The sequence below is a fragment of the Bacillus sp. CD3-5 genome (assembly GCF_006349665.1).
Taxonomy (GTDB): Bacteria; Bacillota; Bacilli; order Bacillales; family Bacillaceae_G; genus Bacillus_A; species Bacillus_A paranthracis.
The window spans coordinates 276,335-298,509 of sequence record NZ_VEPX01000002.1; the positions used below are offsets into that span (position 1 = coordinate 276,335).

Below are 22,175 nucleotides of genomic sequence, written 5' to 3' on the forward strand. Positions count from 1 at the left end.
TTATATGTATAAAACCATCCTTACTGTCTGCATCATATGTCCTTCAAAATCTTCTTCAAATTCCTCTAATTGTGCAAAACCTTTCGCTTCATAAAAACGTTTTCCTTTTTCATTCGCTGCTTCTACATGAATGTATAGTTTCCGAATTCCTTTTAATACTGTTAACCCTTTTTGTAATAAAGCACTTCCTATCCCTTTCCCTTGTTGCTCTGGTAACAAATAAATTGCTCCTAATTCTGCTTCGTTTTGCAGTCTAACAGGTGAAAAATTTGCAAAGCCAATGACTTCTCCCTCTTCTTCTGCAACGAATAAATGTGTATTCTCAAGACGATATTTCATTTTTTCATCAGAATAAGCCTCGTCTAAAAAACTGTCTTGAATCTCTCTCGGAATAATGCCTTCGTATGTATCATGCCAAGCTATTTTCGCTACTGATTGTACAGCATGAATATCTTCCTGCTTCATTTCTCTAATTACATATGTCATCTCGATGTCTCCATTCTCTTTAAATTATATTCTGCTAATATACGAGAAGAAATGGCAGAACCATTTTCATAATTCACCTTTATTAATTTTAATTTCTCAATTGAAGCTGTTGCAAAATCAAATTTTTCATAAATATATTCCATTACGCTTAAAAACTGATTTGTATGTAATCTATTTGCAATCGTACAATGCGGAACCCACTTTCCCGGTACGTAATATGAATTTTGGTTGTCATGAAAATTGTTAAAATAATCATGATAAGAATGATGAAATTTTAACAATGCATCAGTAACAGTCGGTGCTAAAAAGACTGTTCCGTTAGTAGGAAAAACTCCAACAGAAGGAAAAGTTACTGGGTCCGTATTTTCTTGCATAACTACAAACTCCCCTAATTTCTCCTTATACAAATGAACATTTAACTCATTATAATCAGCTAACGTAATATGAGGTTCTGCTCCGGCTAATTGATTTGTGCCAATGATATTTGTTAATTCATTTTGCAATTCTGTAATTTTATTAGTAAATACACGATCAAATGTAGCAATAATAGCGTACATATCCCTTCACCCCTTTACACATAGCGCTTCCCATTCTTCACGAATCATTCCCATTCGAATAGAGTCATAGTACGTTCCGTTATAATAACGGCATTTTCGCATTCTACCTTCTAAGCTCATTCCTATTTTCTCCGCCACTTTCATCATTCGTTCATTGCCAGACCAAGTCGTGAGCCCTACTCTACCAATCTCCATCTTTTCAAATAGTAAATCCCGATATAACGTTAACGCTTCTGTACCGTAGCCGCCATTCCAGTAAGCCGGATTATAAATGACAATTCCCATCTCCAACCAACGCGTCGGTTTATACTCCCAATAAAATCCGACCGTCCCTATAACTTGACCGTTATTTTCTATAATTAAATTGGATAGCGGTTCTTCTTTTAAACGAGTTTGCATCTTTTCCTTATAGGATGAGTATTCTTGCATTGAAAACGGAAAATACGGTGCATCCCATTTTTTCCATTCTGGATTTTCTTCTTTAAACACGAGATTCCATAATGTTTTTATATCTGATTCTTCAATTGTACGAATTGTTACTCTATCCCCTTTTATGATTACGCTTTTCATAATTTCCTCCTACACTCCTCTTTATTTCATATATAATTATAATATTTTTTCTGAAAAATCAAAACAGATATCGTTTATTATATTGTATAATTTTGTTATAAGATACCAATTATTCATGCAGAAAGCTGGTGATTCAATGAATAATCGATTTAGTATTGCTTTATTTCTCACTATTGTTACGACAAATATTATTCTCTATTTCTTCTTACCATTACGTATTGTTACGAAATGGGACTTCAATGGAACACCTACATCAACAATGGATAAAGCTACTTTTGTTATCGTAAATATAATTATATGTTCCTTCGTATTCTTTTTATTTTTAGCTTTATCTAAAGCAGCGAGTAACCAGAAATTTCTCCATTTGATCAGCAACGCAATGTTACTATTCTTATTTTTTGTTGATATTGTCATTGCCCTTATCGCTCTTGGCTTTTCACTTCCTCTTGATCATTTCATATTTTTAGCATTAGGGCTTTTATTTATATTACTAGGTTATTTCAGTTCCAAAATTGATACGACTAAATCAACCGTTTCATTGGAATGGAATGATAAGCACCTTGAAAAAAGAGCTTCAAATATTTGTAGTATTTCAATGATAATAGCAGGTATTTTCCTGTCCGCGCTTCCATTTATTGTTCCTGCTCCGTATAGGGGTTATGCTATACTTGTAATTATTTTAGGAATGACGCTTGTCATTTTACCGAGTACGATTTACTTACTTATGAAAGACAGCAAGCAATCTACTCATTTAAAAAGGTAATAAAAAATAGGAGGTTCTATACCTCCTACTTCAGCTAAACATTTTCTTTTTCATTTTTCTATCTCAACTAAAATACCTTTCTTTATCCAGCCCTCTATTCCATCTCTTTTAACTAAATCATATCCTGAACAGCTTCCATCAATGAGCGAAACAATGTCCCCTTTGCTTACACTTATTTGTGCACAAGAAATATCGGTTTTCACTGTGTACTCACCTGACTCAAGTTGCCTAATGTATTCATTTTTCACAGAAAGTAAGGTATTCGTTTCCTTTTGCTTACATATTGTGTATTCTTGCCCCTTCTCTATCAGCTTTATGTAATAATACGGATAGGTAACCCCGCCCTGCATTTCTGTGTTCGCATTAAAATCTGCAATCACTTCATATTCTGGAAAATAGTCTACATATGTATAAGAAAACATATCTCCTGTTGGTTCCCTCTGAATGATGAATGCGTTTAATTGCCCTGCCTCTTTAATCGCATTTCCCCCATCAATCGCAATCATCTTTTTCTCCTTATCAATAACTGGATTGTTAGACGGTGCTTTATCTGAATAGTTTACAACAGGCCAATGACCGACAACTACATATTTATGTGCTCTATGTGATTTATTGAAAAACTCCGGCATTGCTATCGCATTTTTTCGTTCTGTTTCTTTCCAATCCTCTCTATCTTCAAGGCCAGCATGTACAAAGATATAATCTTCCGTTTCAATCGCTGTTGGTAATTCTGTTAGCCACTTTATTTCTTTTGAGAAATGACCCATCAATATGTTTTTCACTTCACAAATATCACTTTCTTCATGAACGGTAACATTCAATTGTGCTAGCCATTCATTTAAAATTGTATTCTTTCTCGTACATAAATAATTTATTAGCGCAGGATTTTCGTTTACAAGTGCTTCAACTACAACCTCACAATTCCCTTCTATTACATACACATTTGGCTTACTAACTACTAGATCCATCACATAGTTTACGACACCAATACTATTTCTTCCTTTCTCACAAAGATCGCCATTAATAATTAAATAATCTTCATCTTGAAAATTAACTTTATGTAGTAGTTCCTTAAAAAGATCTAATTCTCCATGAATATCAGAAATAATAATGACTCTTACATCATTTGGTATAGATAATTCCTTTATTTTTTCCAAGTATAAACGCCCCTAACCTTCCCCAAATTCAACATTCCCATGTTAATTTCTAATATTCGACAAATTATATGACTAGACCTGTCCCTAACCCAAATCTGAAAAAGAAAATAGGTTCCATATATTTTTACACACGGAACCTACTTAGTATTATAACGCTTTATAAAAAGAATAGCTTACCTTATTAAAGCCCTCTCTCTCATAAAAACGATGTGCATCCATTCTTGGAAACGCAGATGTAAGAACGATAGAACTGCACCCTTTTTCTTTCCCCCATTTTTCTACATACGACAGCAGAACATTACCATACCCTTTTGATCTGTGAGCTTCCGCAGTTACAAGGTCATATACATAAACATGTTTCTCATTATAAAAATTCGTACAAATTGCTACACCAGCTAGACTAACCACTGCTCCCTCTTCATTACGTAGCGAAAATAGTTTATAGTTTTCTTCTTTCATTTTTTGAAATAAACAACTTGCTTCTTCTCTTGGAAGTTTTGTTCGTAATTGCTGTAATACAGGAAATACATCGTGTAAATCCGCTTCTGTTACTACTTCTTTAATATTCATTATGATTCTCTCCTTACTATTTATAAAATTTTCTAAATGTTATATCATCATTATAGAAAGCGACTGCCCTTAGTTTAAGTGACAGTTCTATTCTTTTTTATAAGGCCAGTATAAAAAGGAGCGTCTACAAATGGATCTGACTATCCCATTAATGTTACAAAATAAAACACCTATTTACTTACAAATTTACGAATATATGAAACGAGAAATCTCTCAAGGATCACTACGTGCTGGTACACGCCTTCCTTCTCATAGAAATTTAGCTATGCAACTTAATGTGAGCCGTATTACAGTTGAATCCGCTTATCAACAATTACAAGCTGAAGGGTATGTAGAAAGCAAACCGAAACGCGGGATTTTTGTTGCGGAAGTTGATATTGATGTCATTCAAAAGAAACAGCAAATTGCGTCAAACATTGTTAACATTAAAGAAAGCGAACAATATGATTATGATTGTAGTCAAGGACTTATTGATCAAAAAGCTTTTCCCATAACAAACTGGAAAAGAGCGTTACACGAAACTTTATTTCAGTATGAAAATGAATTATTTGCTAAAGAGGATCCACAAGGTGAGCTCGTTCTACGAGAACATATTTCAAAATATTTATACCATGCTCGCGGGGTACATTCTTCACCTAATCAAATTATTATTGGAGCAGGTACGCAGCCTCTTCTTTGGCTACTCCTTCAACTACTTGGTTCAAAAAAAGAATACGGAATCGAAAATCCTGGATTTCACCGTATACCTGCTATGATTCAAAGTTGTGGCCTTCCTGTTCACCCGATCCCTTTAGACGATAAAGGGATTCATATTTCCGCTTTACGTGAATCCGGTTCCAATGTGGCATATGTCACTCCATCTCACCAGTTTCCACTCGGAATCATTATGCCATTATCTAGAAGACTCGAGTTATTAAAATGGGCGAATGATTGTAAGGGGTATATTATTGAAGATGATTATGATGGAGAATTTCGCTATATTGGAAAACCTATTCCTTCTTTACAGGGGCTAGATTCAAATGAACGTGTTATTTATATGGGAACTTTTTCGAAATCTTTTTTGCCTTCTTTACGAATGGGATATATCGTTTTACCACCTCATCTGCTAAAAACCTATAAAGAACTCGGTGGTATGTATAAACAAACGGTTTCTACCATGCAACAGCTTACCTTTGCTACCTTTATTCAAAGCGGTGATTGGGAACGTCATATTAACCGAAGTCGTATGTTATATAAAAGAAAACATATTTCTTTAATTAAATCTATTACAAACGAAATGGGAAATAACGTGCATATACTCGGTGAACAATCCGGACTTCATATTGTACTTCACGTTCATAACGGGATGAATGAACAAGAACTTATTCATTCAGCTGCAAAAGAACGTATTAAGTTATACCCTCTCTCCACATACGATTCTGTTCATAATGTGAGGGAGGAGTCATATGTATTGCTCGGTTTTGGCAGTATTCCAGAAGATTGTATCAAAACTGTTGTCAAATTACTGAAAAAAGCGTGGTTCCCTACATAAGAATAGCTCCACGTAAGTTATACTTACGTGGAGCTATTTTCATTCACTATTTTTCTGACCTCGCTGCCCTTCCCGGACGTTTGACACCAGTTGTTTCTGTTGAATAAGACGCTTCAATTATAGCAGTTGGATCTACAGAGAGAACGAGATCTTTCATTTTCGGATAAATGAAACGGTTTGTAATACAATAAATGATTCTCTTATGTTCTCCTAAAAAACCACCTTCTCCATGTAGATACGTAACGGATAATTGCAATTCTTTCATAAGTAGATCGCCTATTTCTTTATTTTTACCAGAAATAATCATAACGCTCTTTCCTTGATTAATGCCATCTAATATGAAATCAATCATCTTCGTAACAATATAGAAAATTGCTAATGAGAACATCGCTTGTTCAATTGAAAACAAAATGGCAACAAAGATGAAAATAACCGCATTTACAGCAAGTAAAAATGTACTAATCGGCACTTTAAAATGTTTATTCATCCAAACAGCTAACATTTCTGATCCATCAATTGCTCCGCCCATTTTTACTACAATCCCTACACCAACACCAAATAGAACTCCTCCATAAAGAACAATTAACAATTCAGAAGTTGTAATTGCTGGAAATGGTTTCAAATAAATCAATCCGAGTGTTGTCACAACATTTGCATAGGACGTACGGATAAAGAACTTCTTTCCCATTACTTTTGCAGTAAATAATAAAATCGGGATATTAATCCCCAAGAACACTCCATAAAGCGGCAATCCTGCAACTTTATTCGCCATAATAGCAATGGCTGTTACCCCGCCATCTACTAATCCATTAGGCGCTAAAATAAGCTCTAATGAACCTGCTACAATAATTGAGCCAATTGTTAATAATACGTATTCAAATACTTTCTTCATTCATTACCCCCAAAACTTATATATTTTCTTAGTATTATTTTAACGTAATTTCTCTACTAATACAAAGATATCAGTTTATATACACAAAAGTTTCACCTTTATAGTGATTTTCATGTAATTTTTTATTGAAGCACACTTACCCATTGTAGTAAGTGTGCCTCAAGCATTTATTTAAGTTTCAAGTACGAATTCATTTTCATTTTAAATATTTCATCAACTGCCCTTTTATATCCACCAGCATTTCGAAGTGACTCTCCAACTTTACGACTATTTTCCTTAAACGTTACATCATTCATCACTTTCTTTACAGACTCTCGTAACAATTCAGAAGTGAGTTCTTTACGATTTAGCCTTATTCCAGCCCCTACTTCATTTACTCGTTTCGCAACTAAAGGCTGATCTCCTGTTACCGGAATTACAACTAACGGGACACCGTAATATAGTGCTTCACTCGAACTATTCATACCGCCGTGTGTCACGAATACATCAGCATACTGTAATAGTTCTAATTGTGGCACATAATTATACACCTTAAAGTTATCAGGAATGTTTTCAAATTGACTTATATTTATCTTCTTACCAACAACTAATACGACTGTCGCTTCTACATCTTTAAAAGCTTCAAAACATTTTTCATATAGCTCAGGTTGTTCATTAAAAACTGTTCCCATAGAAATGAAAATCAATTTTTTATCTTTTAAATCTTCCATAGGAAATCGCCCTACTTCTTTACGCGTAGCAATTGATGGACCAACAAACTTATACGATTCATCAAATACATCTGAACGCGGCTGATATTCTTTTGAAGTATACACAATCGTAATATCACCTGGATGGTTCATAATATCATACATACTATTACATTTCATTCCATACTGTTTGTTCCATTTTTCCATTCCCGCTAAACAAGATTGATACAATGGATTCATTTCATCTACTTCTCTTGATTCATGTTCATCGTTAAAAGTAATGTACTGATTAAAAGCAAACGTTGTACAAGAAGAGACACTAGGTAATTTTAAACCATTGGCTATAATACGTCCTACTGGAAAATGATTATCATATATCAAATAATCGTACTTTTCCCCTTTTGTTTCTTCTACAATTTGAGTAACAATACGTTCTGATGCTTCCATCATATGAGACAGCATCGTCAAAGGACTCCCACCTTCATTTACTCGCTCCATAATATTAATTTGAGAGAGGAAATTCTCAAACTCTCGGAATTGTGCACCTGTTGCTTCAATCTTCTTTCTATAATCTTCAATGCAATACGAAACAACTGTCTCCCCTCGCCGAATTAACTCACTTACAATAGCTAAAGTCGGATTTATATGACCTTCTCCAGGGAAATTTATTACGAGTACGTTTGCCATCATATCCTCTCCTATCTAATATTATTAATAATTAATTATATTAATTAATTTAAAACTATTATAAAGGAATCTATTCTATTTCTTCACATTTTTCTCTTCATTTTATTATTGAGAAATATTTTTCATAACCTACTTTATACCCCTATTGAAAGTGTGCTTAGTTCTTCATTTACTGAAAAATATGAGATTTATATTTTGTATTTTTACAAATTTATCATTTAAAAAATTATTTTGATAATTCATACAAAAGTAGAAAAATATAATTTTCACACTGATTTCTCACCGTAAATTTATTTAAGTTCTATGTTGTCCCTATCATTATCCACTTCGTACACATTCTGTTATATAATGAATTTATCGAATTTACAGAAAAAGGAGCAATTTCATGCTACAACAACTATTCGCTTCACCTATTTTATCTATTCAAACTTTACACCCAGGTTATGAAGAACATGCAAGCGATGTGTTTCTTGTTAAAACAGCATTTGAAGAAGTTATTGTTCGTTCCTCAAAAATGACTGAAGAACCAAATAATGATTTTTGGTGGGGATGTAAAAACCTATTCGGAATTGATCCAAGGAACGTCCATCATTTAGAACTTATACACGAATTATTGAAAAAGCATACTAACTTGCCCATCCCCACTATTTTGCAAAAACATGTTTTAAATGGCCGAAAGTATGTTAGTGTCGAAAAACTAACAGGAAGTACGCTGCAATCCTTTGTCGGACAATCTGATTCAATTTTATTCAGCCTTGGAAAAGGACTAGCAGAAATTCATTCGTTTCAAGCAAAGTTTATAGGAAATCCATCAGGTACTTTCCAAGTTCCACTAGAAGAATGTAAGTCTCACATATTAAAAGTCAGTAAAGAACTTGTAAATAGGTTTTATTCCGATAATGCGAGCATCCGTAACGCATTTCCTACTTTTGAACAACAACTTTCTTCCTTACCGGTACCAAAGGAAGCAACGCTCGTTTTAATTGATATGGACCCTACTCAGTTTTTATCAGATGGTACAACTATTACAGGTTTAGTAGATACAGAAGCTTACGCAGTTGCTCCCCGAGAATTTGATTTTATCGGCTTAGAATATGTATTTACAGAAAAGGAAGCTCATGCTTTTAAACAAGGTTATGAAACCATCATGCCTATTCCTAATCTTGTAGAATGTAGACGTCCTTATCGATATTTGTACCGTTTATTATCTGTTCAGGGCAGTGTGGAATTAGAAAAGTGGCTAAGTCATCCATCCTATTTTTAAATGCGAAGGTGAGGGATTGTGAAATGAATATTGAACGAAAGAAATCTTTAACAATAAACGAAATTCAGCAAATGAAAGATTTAGCTCATATTTGCGGGCAACACGATCAAATTGATTACTCGTCAGATTTACATGTAAACTTTTTAACTGCTCGTAATAAAGAAGAGATACATGACTTTTTACTCTATGACGATACTCAATTAGCCGGTGCATTAAGTATGTATGACTTTGAAAGACCTACCAAACTTGAGTTATTAGGCTTTGTTCATCCGAACTATAGGAAACAACATATAGGTACTACTCTTTTACAAACCGCAATGCAAGAAATACGATTAAGAGGGGCAGACGAAGCTCTTCTTATTATGAATGGAGAGTCTGCTTCTGGGAAAGAATTTGCAAAGCATATGAAGTTACCTTATTTATATAGTGAATATAGTATGGAGTTCCAAGCAACAGAAGTGCAAAAACCACCAAAGAATACTATACAGCTCACTCTTGCATCTTCAGAATCACTTCTTGATCTTATTGATCTTTCCAGTCAAGCCTTTGAAGATTCAGTAGAAAATACCTCTATATGGTTACAAAAAATGATGAATTCACCTTTTCATCAAGTGTATTGTGCTCTTATCGATGAAAAAGTGATAGGAACAATTACAATTTCTAAACAAGAGCAATCTACTATACTATCAGGATTCGCCGTTCATCCTTCCTATCAAGGTAAAGGATATGGTAAAGATATTCTTACGTCCATGGTACATATCCTTATTACAAAAGGAGTTTCAACAATTGAATTAGACGTCGAAACGAAAAATAACCACGCATTAAAATTATATAAGCAATGTGGTTTTGAAATGAAAATGAAGCATGACTATTATAATGTAATGAATTTTGAGGTGAATACATATGTCTAAAAAGCTAATTTATTCTAATTATGATATTTTCGCATCCATTTATAATAAACATTGGGGACATTATGCTGAACAGGCTTATCTACTTTTTGAAAAACTCGTTTTACAATATGCACCACCACATTCTCATATTTTAGATCTTTGCTGCGGGACTGGTCACTTTACTAAGAAATTAATTGATAATTCTTTTGTAGTAACTGGTATAGATGGTTCTGCTCAAATGATCGAATATGCACGTCAAAACGCGCCAGACGCAACCTTTATTGTCGATGATGCTCGTTATTTCAATATAAATAAACAATTTCACTATGTTATCTCTACTGGTGATAGCTTAAACCATATTTTAAAATTAGATGAATTAAAAAGTGTTTTTCGTAATGTTTATTCTATATTACATAGTGAGGGTACATTCGTATTTGATATGAATATGGAAAAAGGTTTTCTAGAAAACTGGAGCGCGTCCTTTCACATTTCAGAAACGGAATATGTTTGTACAATCGATTCTACATATGATAATGACAATAAAAAAGCAGTCATGAACTTTATACTATTTCAACATGACATAGATAATAATTGGACAAGAAGTGACTTTTCTTTTGAAGAAGCTTGTTATTCCAATGAAGAAATAATTTCTTCGCTAGAATCCGTAGGTTTTAAGGACATTCAATCACACGGTACAAACAGAGCATTTTTCATTTGTCAAAAATAAAAAAAACTGAATCATAACGATTCAGTTTTTTCTTAGTATATTTACAATAGCAGCCGTTTCATTATTTTCTTTATACACTCGCGGGATTCTTCTGTCTAACATACATGTAACTTCATAGTTAATTGTACCTAACATATCCGCTATTTCTTCTACTGCGATGTTCTCTTCACCTTGTTTACCGTAGAATACTACTTCGTCTCCTACTTGCACTGGCATTGCTTTGGAAACGTCTAACATGAGCTGATCCATACAAACACGGCCAATAACAGGTACTCGAACTCCATTTATTAATGCATGCCCTTTATTAGATAACTGACGATTATAGCCATCAGCATAACCAATCGGTACAGTGGCAATCCATTCTTCACCAGTCGTTACATACGTATTCCCATAACTTACACCGCGATTTTTCTTCGCATGCTTAATATGGGCTACTTTTGATTTTAACGACAACGCAGGCTGCAGAGAAACAACTGAATGATCTACCTCTTTTGAAGGATACATTCCATAAATTCCGATACCGACACGAACCATATTTTGAAATGTATTGCTAAGTTCCATTGAACCTGCACTATTTGAACTATGAATATATGGAATATGAATTCCTAATTCTTTTGCTGTATTGACAGCTTTCTCAAATAAACTTGTTTGCATATTCGTATATGATTTATCGATTTCATCTGCCGTAGAGTAATGTGTAAACATTCCTACTACCTCTACATACTCCATACGTTTTAATTCTTCTAAAAATGGTTTAACCTCTTCTTCTTGTAAACCAATGCGACTCATTCCTGTATCAATTTTCACCTGAATTTGCGCTTTCTTTTGAAGACGGTTTGCAATTTCATTTATACCTTGTAAATCTTCACTTCTATAAACAGTCATCATAACGTCATACTGAATTGCATCTTCCGCAGCTGCTACTGACGTATAGCCTAAAATTAAAATCGGCACGTTAATTCCTGCTTCTCTTAACTCTATCGCTTCATCTACAAATGCAACTGCAAGCTGGTTTATTCCAGCTTCAATAGCAGCTTTCGCAACTTCAACTGCTCCGTGGCCATACCCATTTGCTTTTACAGCAGCCATCATTGCAATATTTTCATCATTCACACGTTTTTTAAATTCTTTTACATTATGTTTTACTGCATTTAAGTCAACTTCAACAATTGTATCTCTTCCATATTTCAAACTCATTGGTCTAACTCCTAACTCAATAATTGCATTCCATTCTACTTCACGTTTCATATGACCTTTTACAATATAATACTTTTCAATATGCTAGTCAAACTACTAGAATTTTCGGAATTTTGAGTACGATATAATACCCTCAAGAAACTATTATATACGGAGAAGAGGAGAATTACAATGTTTGTACAATCTGCATTGCATCAACTTAAAGTTGCTGTCGATACTTCTATTCAAATGCTTAACCAATATAAAGAAGACGAATTAAAAATACAACCAATTCACTCGAAGCGATCATTATTTGAAATGTGTGCACATCTTTCTCTTATTTGCCATGCTGATTTACTCATTTTAAATGGTATTACAGAAAAAGAGCTACATACTTTCTATAAAGAACAAACACCCGAAACAATTATGCAAATACAACAAACGATGATACAGGGCTACGATTTACTTTCTAAAACTTTTTTATCTTATTCCAATGAACAATTAGCAGAAATTAAGACTGCTTATTGGGGTATTTCTTATTCACGCTTTGAATGGTTGCTGGAAATTGTTACACACTTTTATCATCATCGTGGACAAGTTCATATTTTACTATGTGAGCATATAAAAGATCCTAACATACCTTTATTTCAATAAAGGTATGTTAGACGATATGAAACTTCTCTAAGGCAAATAAAATACCACCTTCACTCGCCTTCTTTGTAACAAAATCAGCTCTTGTTTTTAACTCTTCTCCAGCATTCCCCATCGCAATACCTAATTCTACATACTGCAACATCTCAATATCATTTCTACCGTCACCAAAAGCAACCGCTTCTGATTTACAAATATTTAAATGCTCCAATACTTTTTGAATTGCAGTTAGCTTCGATACTTTACTATTTTCCAATACATTTATAACGTAATTATGAAAACGATCAAATGTAAGCATCGGATATCTTTTAAGAAATTTTTGAGCTTCTATTTCATCTGCATACAGACATAAACAATAGATTTCTTCTGACAAATCCCTGCTTTTTTCTGGATACTTCTCTAAATTCAACGTCTCGCTAAGCGCTTGCATTACACGCTCATTATCCGAGGCTATTCCGTTCATTGCAAAATCCTCTGTAAAATAAGAAACACCGTGACCATGTAATTCTGCAAACTCTGAGATATCATGAACGATTTCACTTGAAAGTACTGATTTATGTAGAACCGTTTCCTCACACTTAATATGTGCACCATTTGCAGAAATAATTGTATGTATGCCCAGCTCTTTAAATTGCGAACATAAGCTATATGGTCTCCCTGTAGTAACAACTACGTGAATCCCTTTATCCATTAATCTTCGTATCGCTTCCTTTGTGCTGTCGTGCATACTTCTATCAATCTCACTTAAAAGTGTACCGTCAACATCGAAAAATACAACTTTGTACATAATTCTCTACATCCCGTGCAAATGATTCGTATCATTAATAAAATGTACCGTTTTTTGTTCACCGTCAATTTCAATTAAGCTTATTCCCGTATCTCCTATTTTAAAATAATAGTCCATTGAAATTGGCATTTTGAAAAACGCACGTAATAGACTATTTATTACACCACCGTGTGCAACAATTGCAATTCGGTTATATGTATTCTCTGTTACGATTTTAGAAAAGATGCCTTCTATTCTCATTCTAAATTCAATAAATGATTCCCCGTTTTCAAATCGGTCATGAAGAAACTTTGGCTCTGGATATTTCTTAGCTTCTTCAAATGAAAGACCTGCTTGCACTCCATTATTAAACTCCATTAATTCCTGTTCTAATTGAATTGGGCACCCAATTCCTTCTGCTAACGTTTCACCAGTTTCGCGAGCACGTTTTAATGTACTTGCCCAAATGAAATCTGGCGGAAAATCTGCTTTCACTTTCTGTACAAGTCTTTGCACTTGTTTTCTTCCTTTTTTTGTTAATTCAAAATCAGCTCGTCCTTCATGTACGTTTAAAATATCAGCTTCTGATTCTCCGTGGCGTATTAGTAGTATTTGCATGTTTCTTCACTCCCTTTTTTAATATCCGAAAAATTCCATTATATCATACTCTGAATTTTCTATAATAAAAAAGAGAAATGGCATCCCATTTCTCTTTTTCACTCTTATTGTTCTTTTTCTGTATTATTTAAAGGCAGTTTCTTCGCTTGTTTTTCTTTAAAGATTTCTCCAATTGCCCCGAGAGTACCCAGTGTTTCAATTGCATTAGATGGAATAAAGACTTTATTTGCTGGCCCTTTCGCAACTTCAGCTAATGATTCGAATGATTTGTAAGCAAGTATACGTTCATCTAAATTCGCCTCGCGAAGTAATTCAATTCGATTTTGTTCTGCTTTTGCAATTTCCTCAATCGCTCTTGCTTCCCCTTGCGCTTCTAATTCTTTTGCTTCTTTAATACCTTCTGCTTCTCGAATACGTGCTTCTTTATCCCCTTCAGCCATTAAGATTTTACTTTGCTTTTCCCCTTCAGCACGAAGGACTTTATCTTGTTTTGCAGCTTCAGCTTCTAATATGATCGCACGTTTATTACGCTCTGCTTTCATTTGTTTTTCCATTGACGCTTGCACATCTTTTGGCGGGTTAATATCGACAACTTCAACACGTTCAATGCGAACGCCCCATTTTTCTGTTGCTTCATCAAGCGCTAAGCGAATTTCAGTTGAAATTTTTTCACGACCAGATAACGTTTCATCCAGTTCCATTTTACCAATGATTTGACGCATCGTTGCTGAAGTAATGTTACGAACACCATATTCATAGTTCGAAATACCATATGTCGCAAGTTCAGGTTCAACGACTTGATAGAAAATAATCGTATCAATTTCCACTTGTACATTATCTTTCGTAATTACCTTCTGCGGTGGTACATTCGTTTGTTGAATACGCAAGTCGTGATATACGCGAACGCGATCCACAATCGGAATTAATAAATTTAATCCCGGCTGCATAACGCGCTGAAACTTACCAAATCTTTCAACGACTCCAACTTTTTGCTGTGGAATAATTTTAATTGTTAATGCGATAAATGTAACAACAATTAGTGCAAAAATAATCGTTAACGTTAATGCTACCATATTTATTCACTCTCCTTTTTTACTTGTAATATAGTACTATGCCTCTTTATAACAATAACTTTTTCTCCGGCATCAATTGGATCATCTGCAATAGCTGTCCAAGTATCTCCATCCACTTTCACAATGCCGTTCGCCTCATTTGTAATCGCTTGCATAACAATCCCTTTTTTACCTGCAAGCATATCTACTGTATCAGTAAAACCTTTTGCTTCTCGAAAGTTTTTTGAAATTCTTTTCGTAAAGAAAGTCAATGTTAAACTTACAATCGCACCAACAATAACTTGTAACAGTAGTGCTTCAGGAACAAACAAAGCAATAAGACCTCCGACAACAGCTCCAATTCCAAGCCAAAGCATGTAAAATGTAATCGACAACATTTCCGCAATAAATAAAATACCAGCTATTATAAACCAAATTACCCAAGCAGCCATATGCAACCCTCACTTTCTTTCTCATTTTCTATATGTATATGAAGAAAAGAATGGTTTATCCGCCCTTTCTCATACGTGGGCGCTTACTACAAGCTATTGTACATTTTCACTGTTACAATGAGTATTATTAAAATAATATATCAATATATTCTTCATTATACATGAAAATCCCTTTCAAAAAGTGACAAAAAATTTAATTCTTTCAAAATTTATTTTTCAAATTATAATTATTATAACTACTGTCATATTTTCCCCAGAAAGGGTGTGTACTTATTGCAAAAACGTTCATTGACTTACTATTTAGGATCGAAAATATGCATTACTCTCGCAGACATCGTATACATAATGATTATTACAACTCATATGTATATCACAACGAAATCAGCTACATTAACTGCTCTTTTTCCATTATTACAAGTCATAACTAATCTTATAGCAAATACATCTGCACCACTTATAATGAATCGTTTTCCATCTTATTCATTACTGTTTACACTACAATGGATAAAAACTGCTCTATTATTTTTATTAATGATATTATTCCCGGTCCTTTCCACAAACATTGTAGTACTATTCATTTTCATTTTTTTCATTTCATTATGTAGTGGCTGGAGCGCTCCATTACTATACGGTATTCTTCCGCGCCTTACACCGAAAGAAAAATTAGTAAAAGTAAATAGTATTTTTTCCTTTTCCACACAAATTGCCCAAGCCGCTGCTTATTCATTTACAAGTGTTATTGTGCTTCTTATCGGTGCTTCTTCTACACTCATGATGAATAATATTTTGATGATTTTCGGATGTGTTGCACTACACTTTTCATTACGATCCATACATACTGAACGAGTAATAGAGCCTTCTTCTTCAAAAGGTGATACTTTATTGGAAGGTTGGAAGCTCTTATTTCAAAACCCTTCTCTCCGTACTGTTACATGTATGGACTTAATTGAAACTTTTGCAGGGACGATATGGATCGGTGCTATTACGATGGCTTATGTAACAACTGTCCTTCATAAAGGAGAAGAATGGTGGGGATTTATTAATACAAGTTATTATGTTGGGACGTTAATTGGCGGTCTATTAGCGTGGAAAATGAGTACATACATTCAAAACAATTTAATACGCTCTATGGCGATAGGCTCTCTTCTGTTTAGTATTCTTACATTTTTATATGGTATAACAAGTAGCGGGTTTATTGCGCTATTCCTATGCATTCTAATGGGCCCATGTTACCAAATTAGAGATATTTCTCAAACAACTGTTTTACAATCCAGCGTTGCTCCATCTTTATTATCAAAGATGTATACAGCTCACGGCGCTCTTCTCTCAACAGCTTCTGGCCTTTCTATGCTGAGTGTTGGCATTATTACCGATTTGTTCGGTGTTCGTACAATCTATATTCTCGCTTCAATCCTTATATTGTGCTCTGCTTGTTTATCATTTAACTTATTAAAATATGATAAGACAAAGCAAAAAAACATGTTACTTTAATGAACAAAATAAATAAGACAGGATTTCCTGCCCTATTTATTTATGATAAGTTAGGAGATTTCCGATGCTTTGTCGCTTGTTCAAAAGCGTATGCGAGTTTAATTAAAGTCCCCTCACGAAAAGCAGTGCTTGCAAGCGTAATTCCAAATGGTCTCCCGTTATCCATATATCCCGCAGGTATTGCTATAGACGGATAACCTGCTTTTGCACATATAGTAGAACCTATGTAAGAAGGAAACAATATCGCATCAAGATCATATTTTTCCAATACAAAATCAATGCCTTGTTCTTGAGAAAAATATATATCTTCTAATCTCGCATTCAAATACTCTGGATTTCTTAACGTATTAGGAAAATCTTTTCTTCTTTCTAACTTAGTTTGTCCATATTTCAAAGCCCTTTCTACTATATTTTCATTAAACTCCATTAACTCTGAAATAGAATGTACTGGAATAGTAGAAGGTAATTTCGAAAGATAGTTATCTAAACTATGCTTTAGTTCATAGAGCGATACTCCCCAGCTCCATTCCCTATGAAAAGATGGAATATGGATATCCTCTACGACTGTCGCACCCTTACTATGCAATACTTCAATCGTTTCCTTAAACAATTTTTCATCATACTCACCAGTTTCATAATATTCTTTTGGTGCTTTGTTATATACACCAATCTTTGTTCCATTTAACCCATTAACATCAAGGTATTTCGTATAATCACGCTCTGCTATCCCTTCACTTTTATGAGTAGCTACATCTTTCTCATCTACCCCAGTTAAACTCCCTAGCAATATAGCAGCATCTGTTACTGTTCTAGCAAATGGCCCCGCTGTATCTTGCGAATACGTAAATGGAATAATACCTCTACGACTAATTAAACCAACAGTCGGTTTAATACCGACTACAGAGTTTTGAACAGCTGGACTCAAAATAGAACCATCTGTTTCTGTTCCAACCGATACTACTGTAAAGTTAGCAGCAACTGCTATGGCAGATCCTGTACTTGAGCCACCAACAAACATATCATCCTCACCCGTACCGTAAGGGTTTATTGTTTGCCCACCTCTTGCACTATATCCAGCCCACATTTCAAATGACATTGCATTTGCTAATTCTGTCATATTTGTTTTCCCTATTATCACTGCTCCTGCTTCTCGCAGCTTCGTAACGAGAAATGCATCTTCACTACTTATATTTTGTTCTAACGCAATTGTACCTGCACTTGTATGCATAGAGTCATTCGTTTCAATATTGTCTTTAAGTAAAACAGGTATACCGTGTAGTGGACCTCTTACACCTTTTGTTTTTCTTTCATGATCTAACGCTTCTGCAATAAAGATAGCGTCTGGGTTGATTTCTAAAATAGAATTGATTTTCGGTCCGTCTTGATCATACTTTGCGATTCTATGAAGGTAATACATAACTAATTCTTTTGAAGTTAATTGCCCAGCTTCCATCATTGCTTGTATATCATAAATTGTTAATTCTTTGTGTAATAGTGCATTGAACTGCATCTCCATTTTCATTCTCCTTCTATAAGTCCTTTTATTAATAACATGACTCTATTACTTTTTCATTTTCTCCGCCCCTCGCATATACAACTTCAATTCCTTTAATAGAATTCAACTCACTAATATAAAACCCTTTTATTTCCTGAAAAATAAAAAGAGTCTGAAACGAATGAATTTACGTTTCAGACTCTTTTATTACTGTGCGTATACTTCATCTAACAAATGTAAAAACTCACCTTGTTTCCCTGCTAATTCAGGGTATTTCGCAATATCAATCCATTCGTAGCAAAATACTAAGCCTTCATCTTCCTCACCGGCACTTACAATATGTTCCCAACTATCCTTTACATCTGTTAGTAATGTTACGTGGAAGAAATGACGTTTTTGATATTCCTTTTTTTCTTTCACATGTATGATGTAATCAGCTAGGAATCGTTCTATGCATAAATGACGTAACCCAGACTCTTCTTGTACTTCACGTAAAATCGCTGCTTCTAGCGTTTCCCCTTCGTCAACCGTTCCCCCTGGCACTTGTATACCAGCTTCAGGTATATCACGATGTTTAAAAACAAGCAGTTGCATAACTCCTTCTTTTTCTCTTGTCACATATGCGTGTACTTTTTTATTATATAACACCGTCATAACCCTTCTCTCCCCTCAATTGTTCACTGCGCTACTTCTTCAAGCGTGAGTTGATTTTCATATAAATATGTAGCTTGTGGATTCCCCACATACCTCACATGCCATGGTTCATATCGATAACCAGTAAGCGACTCCTTCTCTTTCGTATATCGAATGACAAAACCAAATTTATGGGCATTTTCAGAAAGCCACTGCCCTTCTTTCGTTTCACCAAAAATTGTCTCTAACTGAAACTTAGCAGATTGCGATGTAATATCCATAGCAAGCCCCGTTTGATGCTCACTCGTTCCAGGAACTGCACTCGACATTGCTGTTTTTGCTTCTCCATCTTGTTTTTTATACATTGTATTTAACGCTTTTTGTCGATCAAAAGATCTAAATCCAGAAACTGCAAATAAGAAAACACGCTCCTTATCCGCTTGCTGAAACATTTCCTCAAGCGCACCAGCTGCCTCTTTCCTCATTTTTTTCTTTTCTTGATCACCTTCACTTGAGTAGCGCACTTTCGGAATAACTAAATCTGGCGGTTTATACCCATCTGGTAAACGCCTACTTTTATTCACAAGCACAAGCATCGAATTCGGATTACTAATTACCGCAATATCCCCATCCATATTCGCAATCGTTTCTTTCGCTTTCGGAAATATGTTATTTACATTCACCTCGTGCGCCTGCTTATCCTTATACATTTTATAATTAATTCCTGCTACTCCAACAATGAGTATCATCGCTACGATACCAAGTAGTATCCATCTTTTTTTCATATAACGACCTCTTATTTTAATAATTTGGCCATTTCATACTCATCGATGTTCTCTCCATCGATAATAAGAGAAGCTCTTTTGACACCTTCTTTCTCAAATCCAGCTTTTTTATATAGTGCCTGAGCTCTTGTATTGTGGGCCATTACCGTTAATTCTAAACGCCATATATCTTGTAATCTTGCCCACTTCTCGACCTCTTTAAACAATCTAGTCCCAATACCTCGCCCGCTATACTCTTGCAAAATACCAATTACAATACTTGCTACATGTCGCTTTCTTTGAATATGATTTCCATTCACTAAAATAAATCCTACTATTCTCTCTTCTTCAACTGCTACGAATATTGTTGTATATTTATTTTCTATAAAGCGATGAATCATTTGTTCTTGTTGCTTGGCTGTAAATTTTCTTTCTCCTGGTTCGTATAACATAAATTTCGTTTCTTCATCTAATTGCTTACTTAATTGCAAAAATGATGCTGCATCTTCTATTTGGATTTCCCTAATCACTTCAATCACCCTACCAGTTTCATGATAAAAAGCTTTCCTTGTAAAAAGATTTTCTCTACTTTCCCGAAAATCCCTTTATAAATCTCCCAGTATAATTTGACAAATTTCGATATTACTATAACAACGACAAATTATGTCTATTCTGTGACGTCTCATCATTACAAAAAAACGCAAGCATTACACTCACGTTTTTCAGACTCTCCCACTAATTTAAGATCACTTTATCCATTCACCTTTTCTGCCTGCCAAAAATATTCACCAAACGCTTTAGCAAGTACATCAATCGATCGGTTTAGTTCTTCCTCTGTATTATCTACGCCACCAACTTCAATTAATATCGCTTGTCCTGACAAATCTTGATTGTAGACACCATTTCCTGTTTGGAATCCTTTTTGAATGACACCACGACTAACGCCTGGATATTTCTTACTAATGGTCTCATGTAATGCCGTTGCTAATTGCAAGTTTTTTTCATAGTTTTTGTTACCTTTCCCTACTACAAACGCAAGCTTCGCATATGATTTATCACCGATTATTTTTGTCGTGACATTTTTCCGAGCACTATCACGATGTAGATCAAAGAAGTATTGTAATTCTTTATTGCCGGCCATTGCTTCTTGTACAATTTCCCGTGACATTTTATAAGAACTATTACTATTTAACCCTTTACTAATCAACTTTTGCCCAACGTCAGTCTTGTCGTTAGTTGCTCCGATTCCTTCATTTGCTAATTGTTCACGAAATCGGTCGCCGACTATTGAAATATTCGTTACGGAACTTGTTGCTTTATTCGGATTTGGATCATTTGTTAAATTCAATAATGGCAAATAAGATTCCCAGCTATGCGAATGATAAATAAATGCAACTTGTCGTTTTCCTGTCGTTTGAGCTGGTTGCTTTTTCTCTTTATTCGTATCCGGCTTTTGAGCCTGTCCACCTTCTCCAGTCCGTTCTTTTACTACTTCTTCAAGTGGAACGCTCGACTCTATAGGCAAGTTAGAATAATTTGTTCCTTCACCCGCAATAACAATTTCTGTATCGTACTTACCGAAACCAGGTAGCTCTTTACCGACAAAACTGCATACATCGTTAAAACGAATATTCGTAGCCATAGAAAAGAGAAACGAAGATATTGAAAAATCTTGATTTAAATTTCGATATTCCTGTGTAAAATAATGATTCTCTTTCCCAAGAACGTACATGTAACCATTCATTGATAACTCATTTAACCAATTATATAAATACGTTGACTTTGTCTCTTTCATAGAGGTTACCATCATACTAATAAGAAAAAAAGTCGCTAGTACTGTAGCAATAATAAATAATACTAACTTACGTACACTCGTGAATTTCACATAAAAAAAGCCTCGATTCATACTATCACCTCTCTATTTCAAGTTATGTACAAGCTCTAGAGAATAGACCGTCTAAATTCAGGCTATATTGTTAATGAGGTGAAATGAATTGAAGCTACTAATAGGAACATTACCCATTGTATTATCATTTATTTTTTATTGGCTCGCTAAGCATTCTACAATCCGCGTTGTGTTACATATTTCAGCGTACTTCGCACTTTATGTACTCGGTACAATTATTTCTATTCATATATATGATGTTTTAATGCAAGATTTAGTTTTTATGACAAGCATTCATGGAATTTTATTAAATCCATTTTTTCTTATTTCAGGAGCATATATAGGGATATACACTTTATACCTACTATTGTCTTACACTATTACAAATATAAAAAATGGAGTGTAATGA

Annotated in this window: 25 protein-coding genes; 8 read left to right on the forward strand and 17 right to left on the reverse strand. The window is 34.4% G+C overall.

Annotation, left to right across the window (positions count from 1 at the left end; all coding sequences use genetic code 11):
• From FH036_RS06445 to FH036_RS06455, 3 genes are read right to left on the reverse strand one after another with little or no spacing between them, the layout of a single operon-like run.
• Positions 1–486 carry a GNAT family N-acetyltransferase gene (locus FH036_RS06445; protein ID WP_044790785.1) on the reverse strand — a complete coding sequence of 162 codons (486 nt, stop codon included), beginning with the start codon at positions 484–486 and terminating at the stop codon, positions 1–3.
• A complete protein-coding gene (locus tag FH036_RS06450; RefSeq protein ID WP_000270878.1) occupies positions 483–1,043 on the reverse strand; it encodes a 2'-5' RNA ligase family protein in 561 nt (186 codons plus the stop codon). Before FH036_RS06450 ends, FH036_RS06445 begins: the two co-directional genes overlap by 4 nt.
• 6 nt (positions 1,044–1,049) lie before the next feature.
• Complete coding sequence (locus FH036_RS06455) at positions 1,050–1,613, reverse strand: GNAT family N-acetyltransferase (protein WP_044790783.1); 564 nt, start codon at positions 1,611–1,613, stop codon at positions 1,050–1,052.
• 136 nt (positions 1,614–1,749) lie between these two features.
• On the opposite strand from FH036_RS06455, the gene FH036_RS06460 reads away from it, so the two are divergent.
• Complete coding sequence (locus tag FH036_RS06460; protein WP_139895534.1) at positions 1,750–2,376, forward strand: DUF1648 domain-containing protein; 627 nt, start codon at positions 1,750–1,752, stop codon at positions 2,374–2,376.
• Positions 2,377–2,426: 50 nt separating this feature from the next.
• On the opposite strand, the gene FH036_RS06465 is transcribed toward FH036_RS06460, so the two are convergent.
• Complete coding sequence (locus FH036_RS06465; protein ID WP_000411290.1) at positions 2,427–3,533, reverse strand: metallophosphoesterase; 1,107 nt, start codon at positions 3,531–3,533, stop codon at positions 2,427–2,429.
• Positions 3,534–3,680: 147 nt separating this feature from the next.
• Positions 3,681–4,103 carry a GNAT family N-acetyltransferase gene (locus tag FH036_RS06470; protein WP_001021907.1) on the reverse strand — a complete coding sequence of 141 codons (423 nt, stop codon included), beginning with the start codon at positions 4,101–4,103 and terminating at the stop codon, positions 3,681–3,683.
• Positions 4,104–4,233: 130 nt separating this feature from the next.
• On the opposite strand from FH036_RS06470, the gene pdxR reads away from it, so the two are divergent.
• Entirely contained in the window at positions 4,234–5,634 is a 1,401-nt protein-coding gene (pdxR, locus tag FH036_RS06475) for a MocR-like pyridoxine biosynthesis transcription factor PdxR (RefSeq protein ID WP_000366289.1), read from the forward strand.
• A gap of 46 nt (positions 5,635–5,680) precedes the next feature.
• Here pdxR and FH036_RS06480 read toward each other — a convergent pair whose 3' ends face one another.
• Positions 5,681–6,526, reverse strand: a complete 846-nt coding sequence (locus FH036_RS06480; RefSeq protein WP_000755131.1) for a YitT family protein — start codon at positions 6,524–6,526, stop codon at positions 5,681–5,683.
• A 167-nt stretch (positions 6,527–6,693) separates the two neighbouring features.
• On the reverse strand, positions 6,694–7,902 hold the full coding sequence (locus FH036_RS06485; protein ID WP_044790779.1) for a macrolide family glycosyltransferase: 1,209 nt from the start codon (positions 7,900–7,902) through the stop codon (positions 6,694–6,696).
• A 385-nt stretch (positions 7,903–8,287) separates the two neighbouring features.
• Between FH036_RS06485 and FH036_RS06490 the strand changes: the two genes are divergently transcribed.
• Genes FH036_RS06490 through FH036_RS06500 form a run of 3 tightly spaced genes read left to right on the forward strand, consistent with a single transcriptional unit; the run spans position 8,288 to position 10,783 of the window.
• Complete coding sequence (locus FH036_RS06490) at positions 8,288–9,166, forward strand: nitrate reductase (RefSeq protein WP_048552196.1); 879 nt, start codon at positions 8,288–8,290, stop codon at positions 9,164–9,166.
• 23 nt (positions 9,167–9,189) lie between these two features.
• Positions 9,190–10,077 (forward strand): GNAT family N-acetyltransferase, encoded by an 888-nt coding sequence (locus tag FH036_RS06495; RefSeq protein ID WP_139895535.1) that lies wholly within the window; start codon positions 9,190–9,192, stop codon positions 10,075–10,077.
• Positions 10,070–10,783: a class I SAM-dependent DNA methyltransferase gene (locus tag FH036_RS06500; RefSeq protein ID WP_139895536.1), complete on the forward strand. Its 714-nt coding sequence runs from the start codon at positions 10,070–10,072 to the stop codon at positions 10,781–10,783. The genes FH036_RS06495 and FH036_RS06500 overlap by 8 nt, the downstream gene beginning before the upstream one ends.
• A 21-nt stretch (positions 10,784–10,804) precedes the next feature.
• Here the strand turns inward: FH036_RS06500 and alr are convergent, their stop codons facing one another.
• Positions 10,805–11,980: an alanine racemase gene (gene alr / locus FH036_RS06505; protein ID WP_041184210.1), complete on the reverse strand. Its 1,176-nt coding sequence runs from the start codon at positions 11,978–11,980 to the stop codon at positions 10,805–10,807.
• A gap of 171 nt (positions 11,981–12,151) precedes the next feature.
• Here alr and FH036_RS06510 point away from each other — a divergent pair, with 171 nt between their 5' ends.
• Positions 12,152–12,613 carry a DinB family protein gene (locus FH036_RS06510; protein ID WP_000498022.1) on the forward strand — a complete coding sequence of 154 codons (462 nt, stop codon included), beginning with the start codon at positions 12,152–12,154 and terminating at the stop codon, positions 12,611–12,613.
• Between the two features lie 7 nt (positions 12,614–12,620).
• Here the strand turns inward: FH036_RS06510 and FH036_RS06515 are convergent, their stop codons facing one another.
• The 4 genes from FH036_RS06515 to FH036_RS06530 all read right to left on the reverse strand — a co-directional run bounded on the left by FH036_RS06515 (position 12,621) and on the right by FH036_RS06530 (position 15,498).
• Positions 12,621–13,397, reverse strand: a complete 777-nt coding sequence (locus tag FH036_RS06515) for a Cof-type HAD-IIB family hydrolase (RefSeq protein WP_139895537.1) — start codon at positions 13,395–13,397, stop codon at positions 12,621–12,623.
• 6 nt (positions 13,398–13,403) lie between these two features.
• The gene (locus FH036_RS06520) at positions 13,404–13,994 is read right to left on the reverse strand and encodes a histidine phosphatase family protein (RefSeq protein WP_139895538.1); all 591 of its coding nucleotides are present in this window, start codon (positions 13,992–13,994) and stop codon (positions 13,404–13,406) included.
• A gap of 104 nt (positions 13,995–14,098) precedes the next feature.
• Positions 14,099–15,067, reverse strand: coding sequence for an SPFH domain-containing protein (locus tag FH036_RS06525; RefSeq protein WP_000226261.1), 969 nt, complete (start codon positions 15,065–15,067; stop codon positions 14,099–14,101).
• A gap of 2 nt (positions 15,068–15,069) precedes the next feature.
• The gene (locus FH036_RS06530; protein WP_000741988.1) at positions 15,070–15,498 is read right to left on the reverse strand and encodes an NfeD family protein; all 429 of its coding nucleotides are present in this window, start codon (positions 15,496–15,498) and stop codon (positions 15,070–15,072) included.
• A 273-nt stretch (positions 15,499–15,771) separates the two neighbouring features.
• Here FH036_RS06530 and FH036_RS06535 point away from each other — a divergent pair, with 273 nt between their 5' ends.
• On the forward strand, positions 15,772–16,989 hold the full coding sequence (locus tag FH036_RS06535) for an MFS transporter (protein WP_001172131.1): 1,218 nt from the start codon (positions 15,772–15,774) through the stop codon (positions 16,987–16,989).
• Positions 16,990–17,029: 40 nt separating this feature from the next.
• Here FH036_RS06535 and FH036_RS06540 read toward each other — a convergent pair whose 3' ends face one another.
• From FH036_RS06540 to spoIIP, 5 genes are all read right to left on the reverse strand, one after another.
• The gene (locus tag FH036_RS06540; RefSeq protein ID WP_139895539.1) at positions 17,030–18,505 is read right to left on the reverse strand and encodes an amidase family protein; all 1,476 of its coding nucleotides are present in this window, start codon (positions 18,503–18,505) and stop codon (positions 17,030–17,032) included.
• Positions 18,506–18,691: 186 nt separating this feature from the next.
• Positions 18,692–19,138 carry an NUDIX hydrolase gene (locus tag FH036_RS06545; protein ID WP_044790773.1) on the reverse strand — a complete coding sequence of 149 codons (447 nt, stop codon included), beginning with the start codon at positions 19,136–19,138 and terminating at the stop codon, positions 18,692–18,694.
• Between the two features lie 23 nt (positions 19,139–19,161).
• On the reverse strand, positions 19,162–19,902 hold the full coding sequence (locus FH036_RS06550; RefSeq protein WP_139895540.1) for a M15 family metallopeptidase: 741 nt from the start codon (positions 19,900–19,902) through the stop codon (positions 19,162–19,164).
• 11 nt (positions 19,903–19,913) lie between these two features.
• The gene (locus tag FH036_RS06555; protein ID WP_139895595.1) at positions 19,914–20,411 is read right to left on the reverse strand and encodes a GNAT family N-acetyltransferase; all 498 of its coding nucleotides are present in this window, start codon (positions 20,409–20,411) and stop codon (positions 19,914–19,916) included.
• A gap of 221 nt (positions 20,412–20,632) precedes the next feature.
• The gene (spoIIP, locus tag FH036_RS06565) at positions 20,633–21,787 is read right to left on the reverse strand and encodes a stage II sporulation protein SpoIIP (protein ID WP_139895541.1); all 1,155 of its coding nucleotides are present in this window, start codon (positions 21,785–21,787) and stop codon (positions 20,633–20,635) included.
• 88 nt (positions 21,788–21,875) lie between these two features.
• Between spoIIP and FH036_RS06570 the strand changes: the two genes are divergently transcribed.
• Positions 21,876–22,172 (forward strand): hypothetical protein, encoded by a 297-nt coding sequence (locus tag FH036_RS06570; RefSeq protein WP_078420058.1) that lies wholly within the window; start codon positions 21,876–21,878, stop codon positions 22,170–22,172.
• The last annotated feature ends 3 nt before the right edge of the window (positions 22,173–22,175 follow it).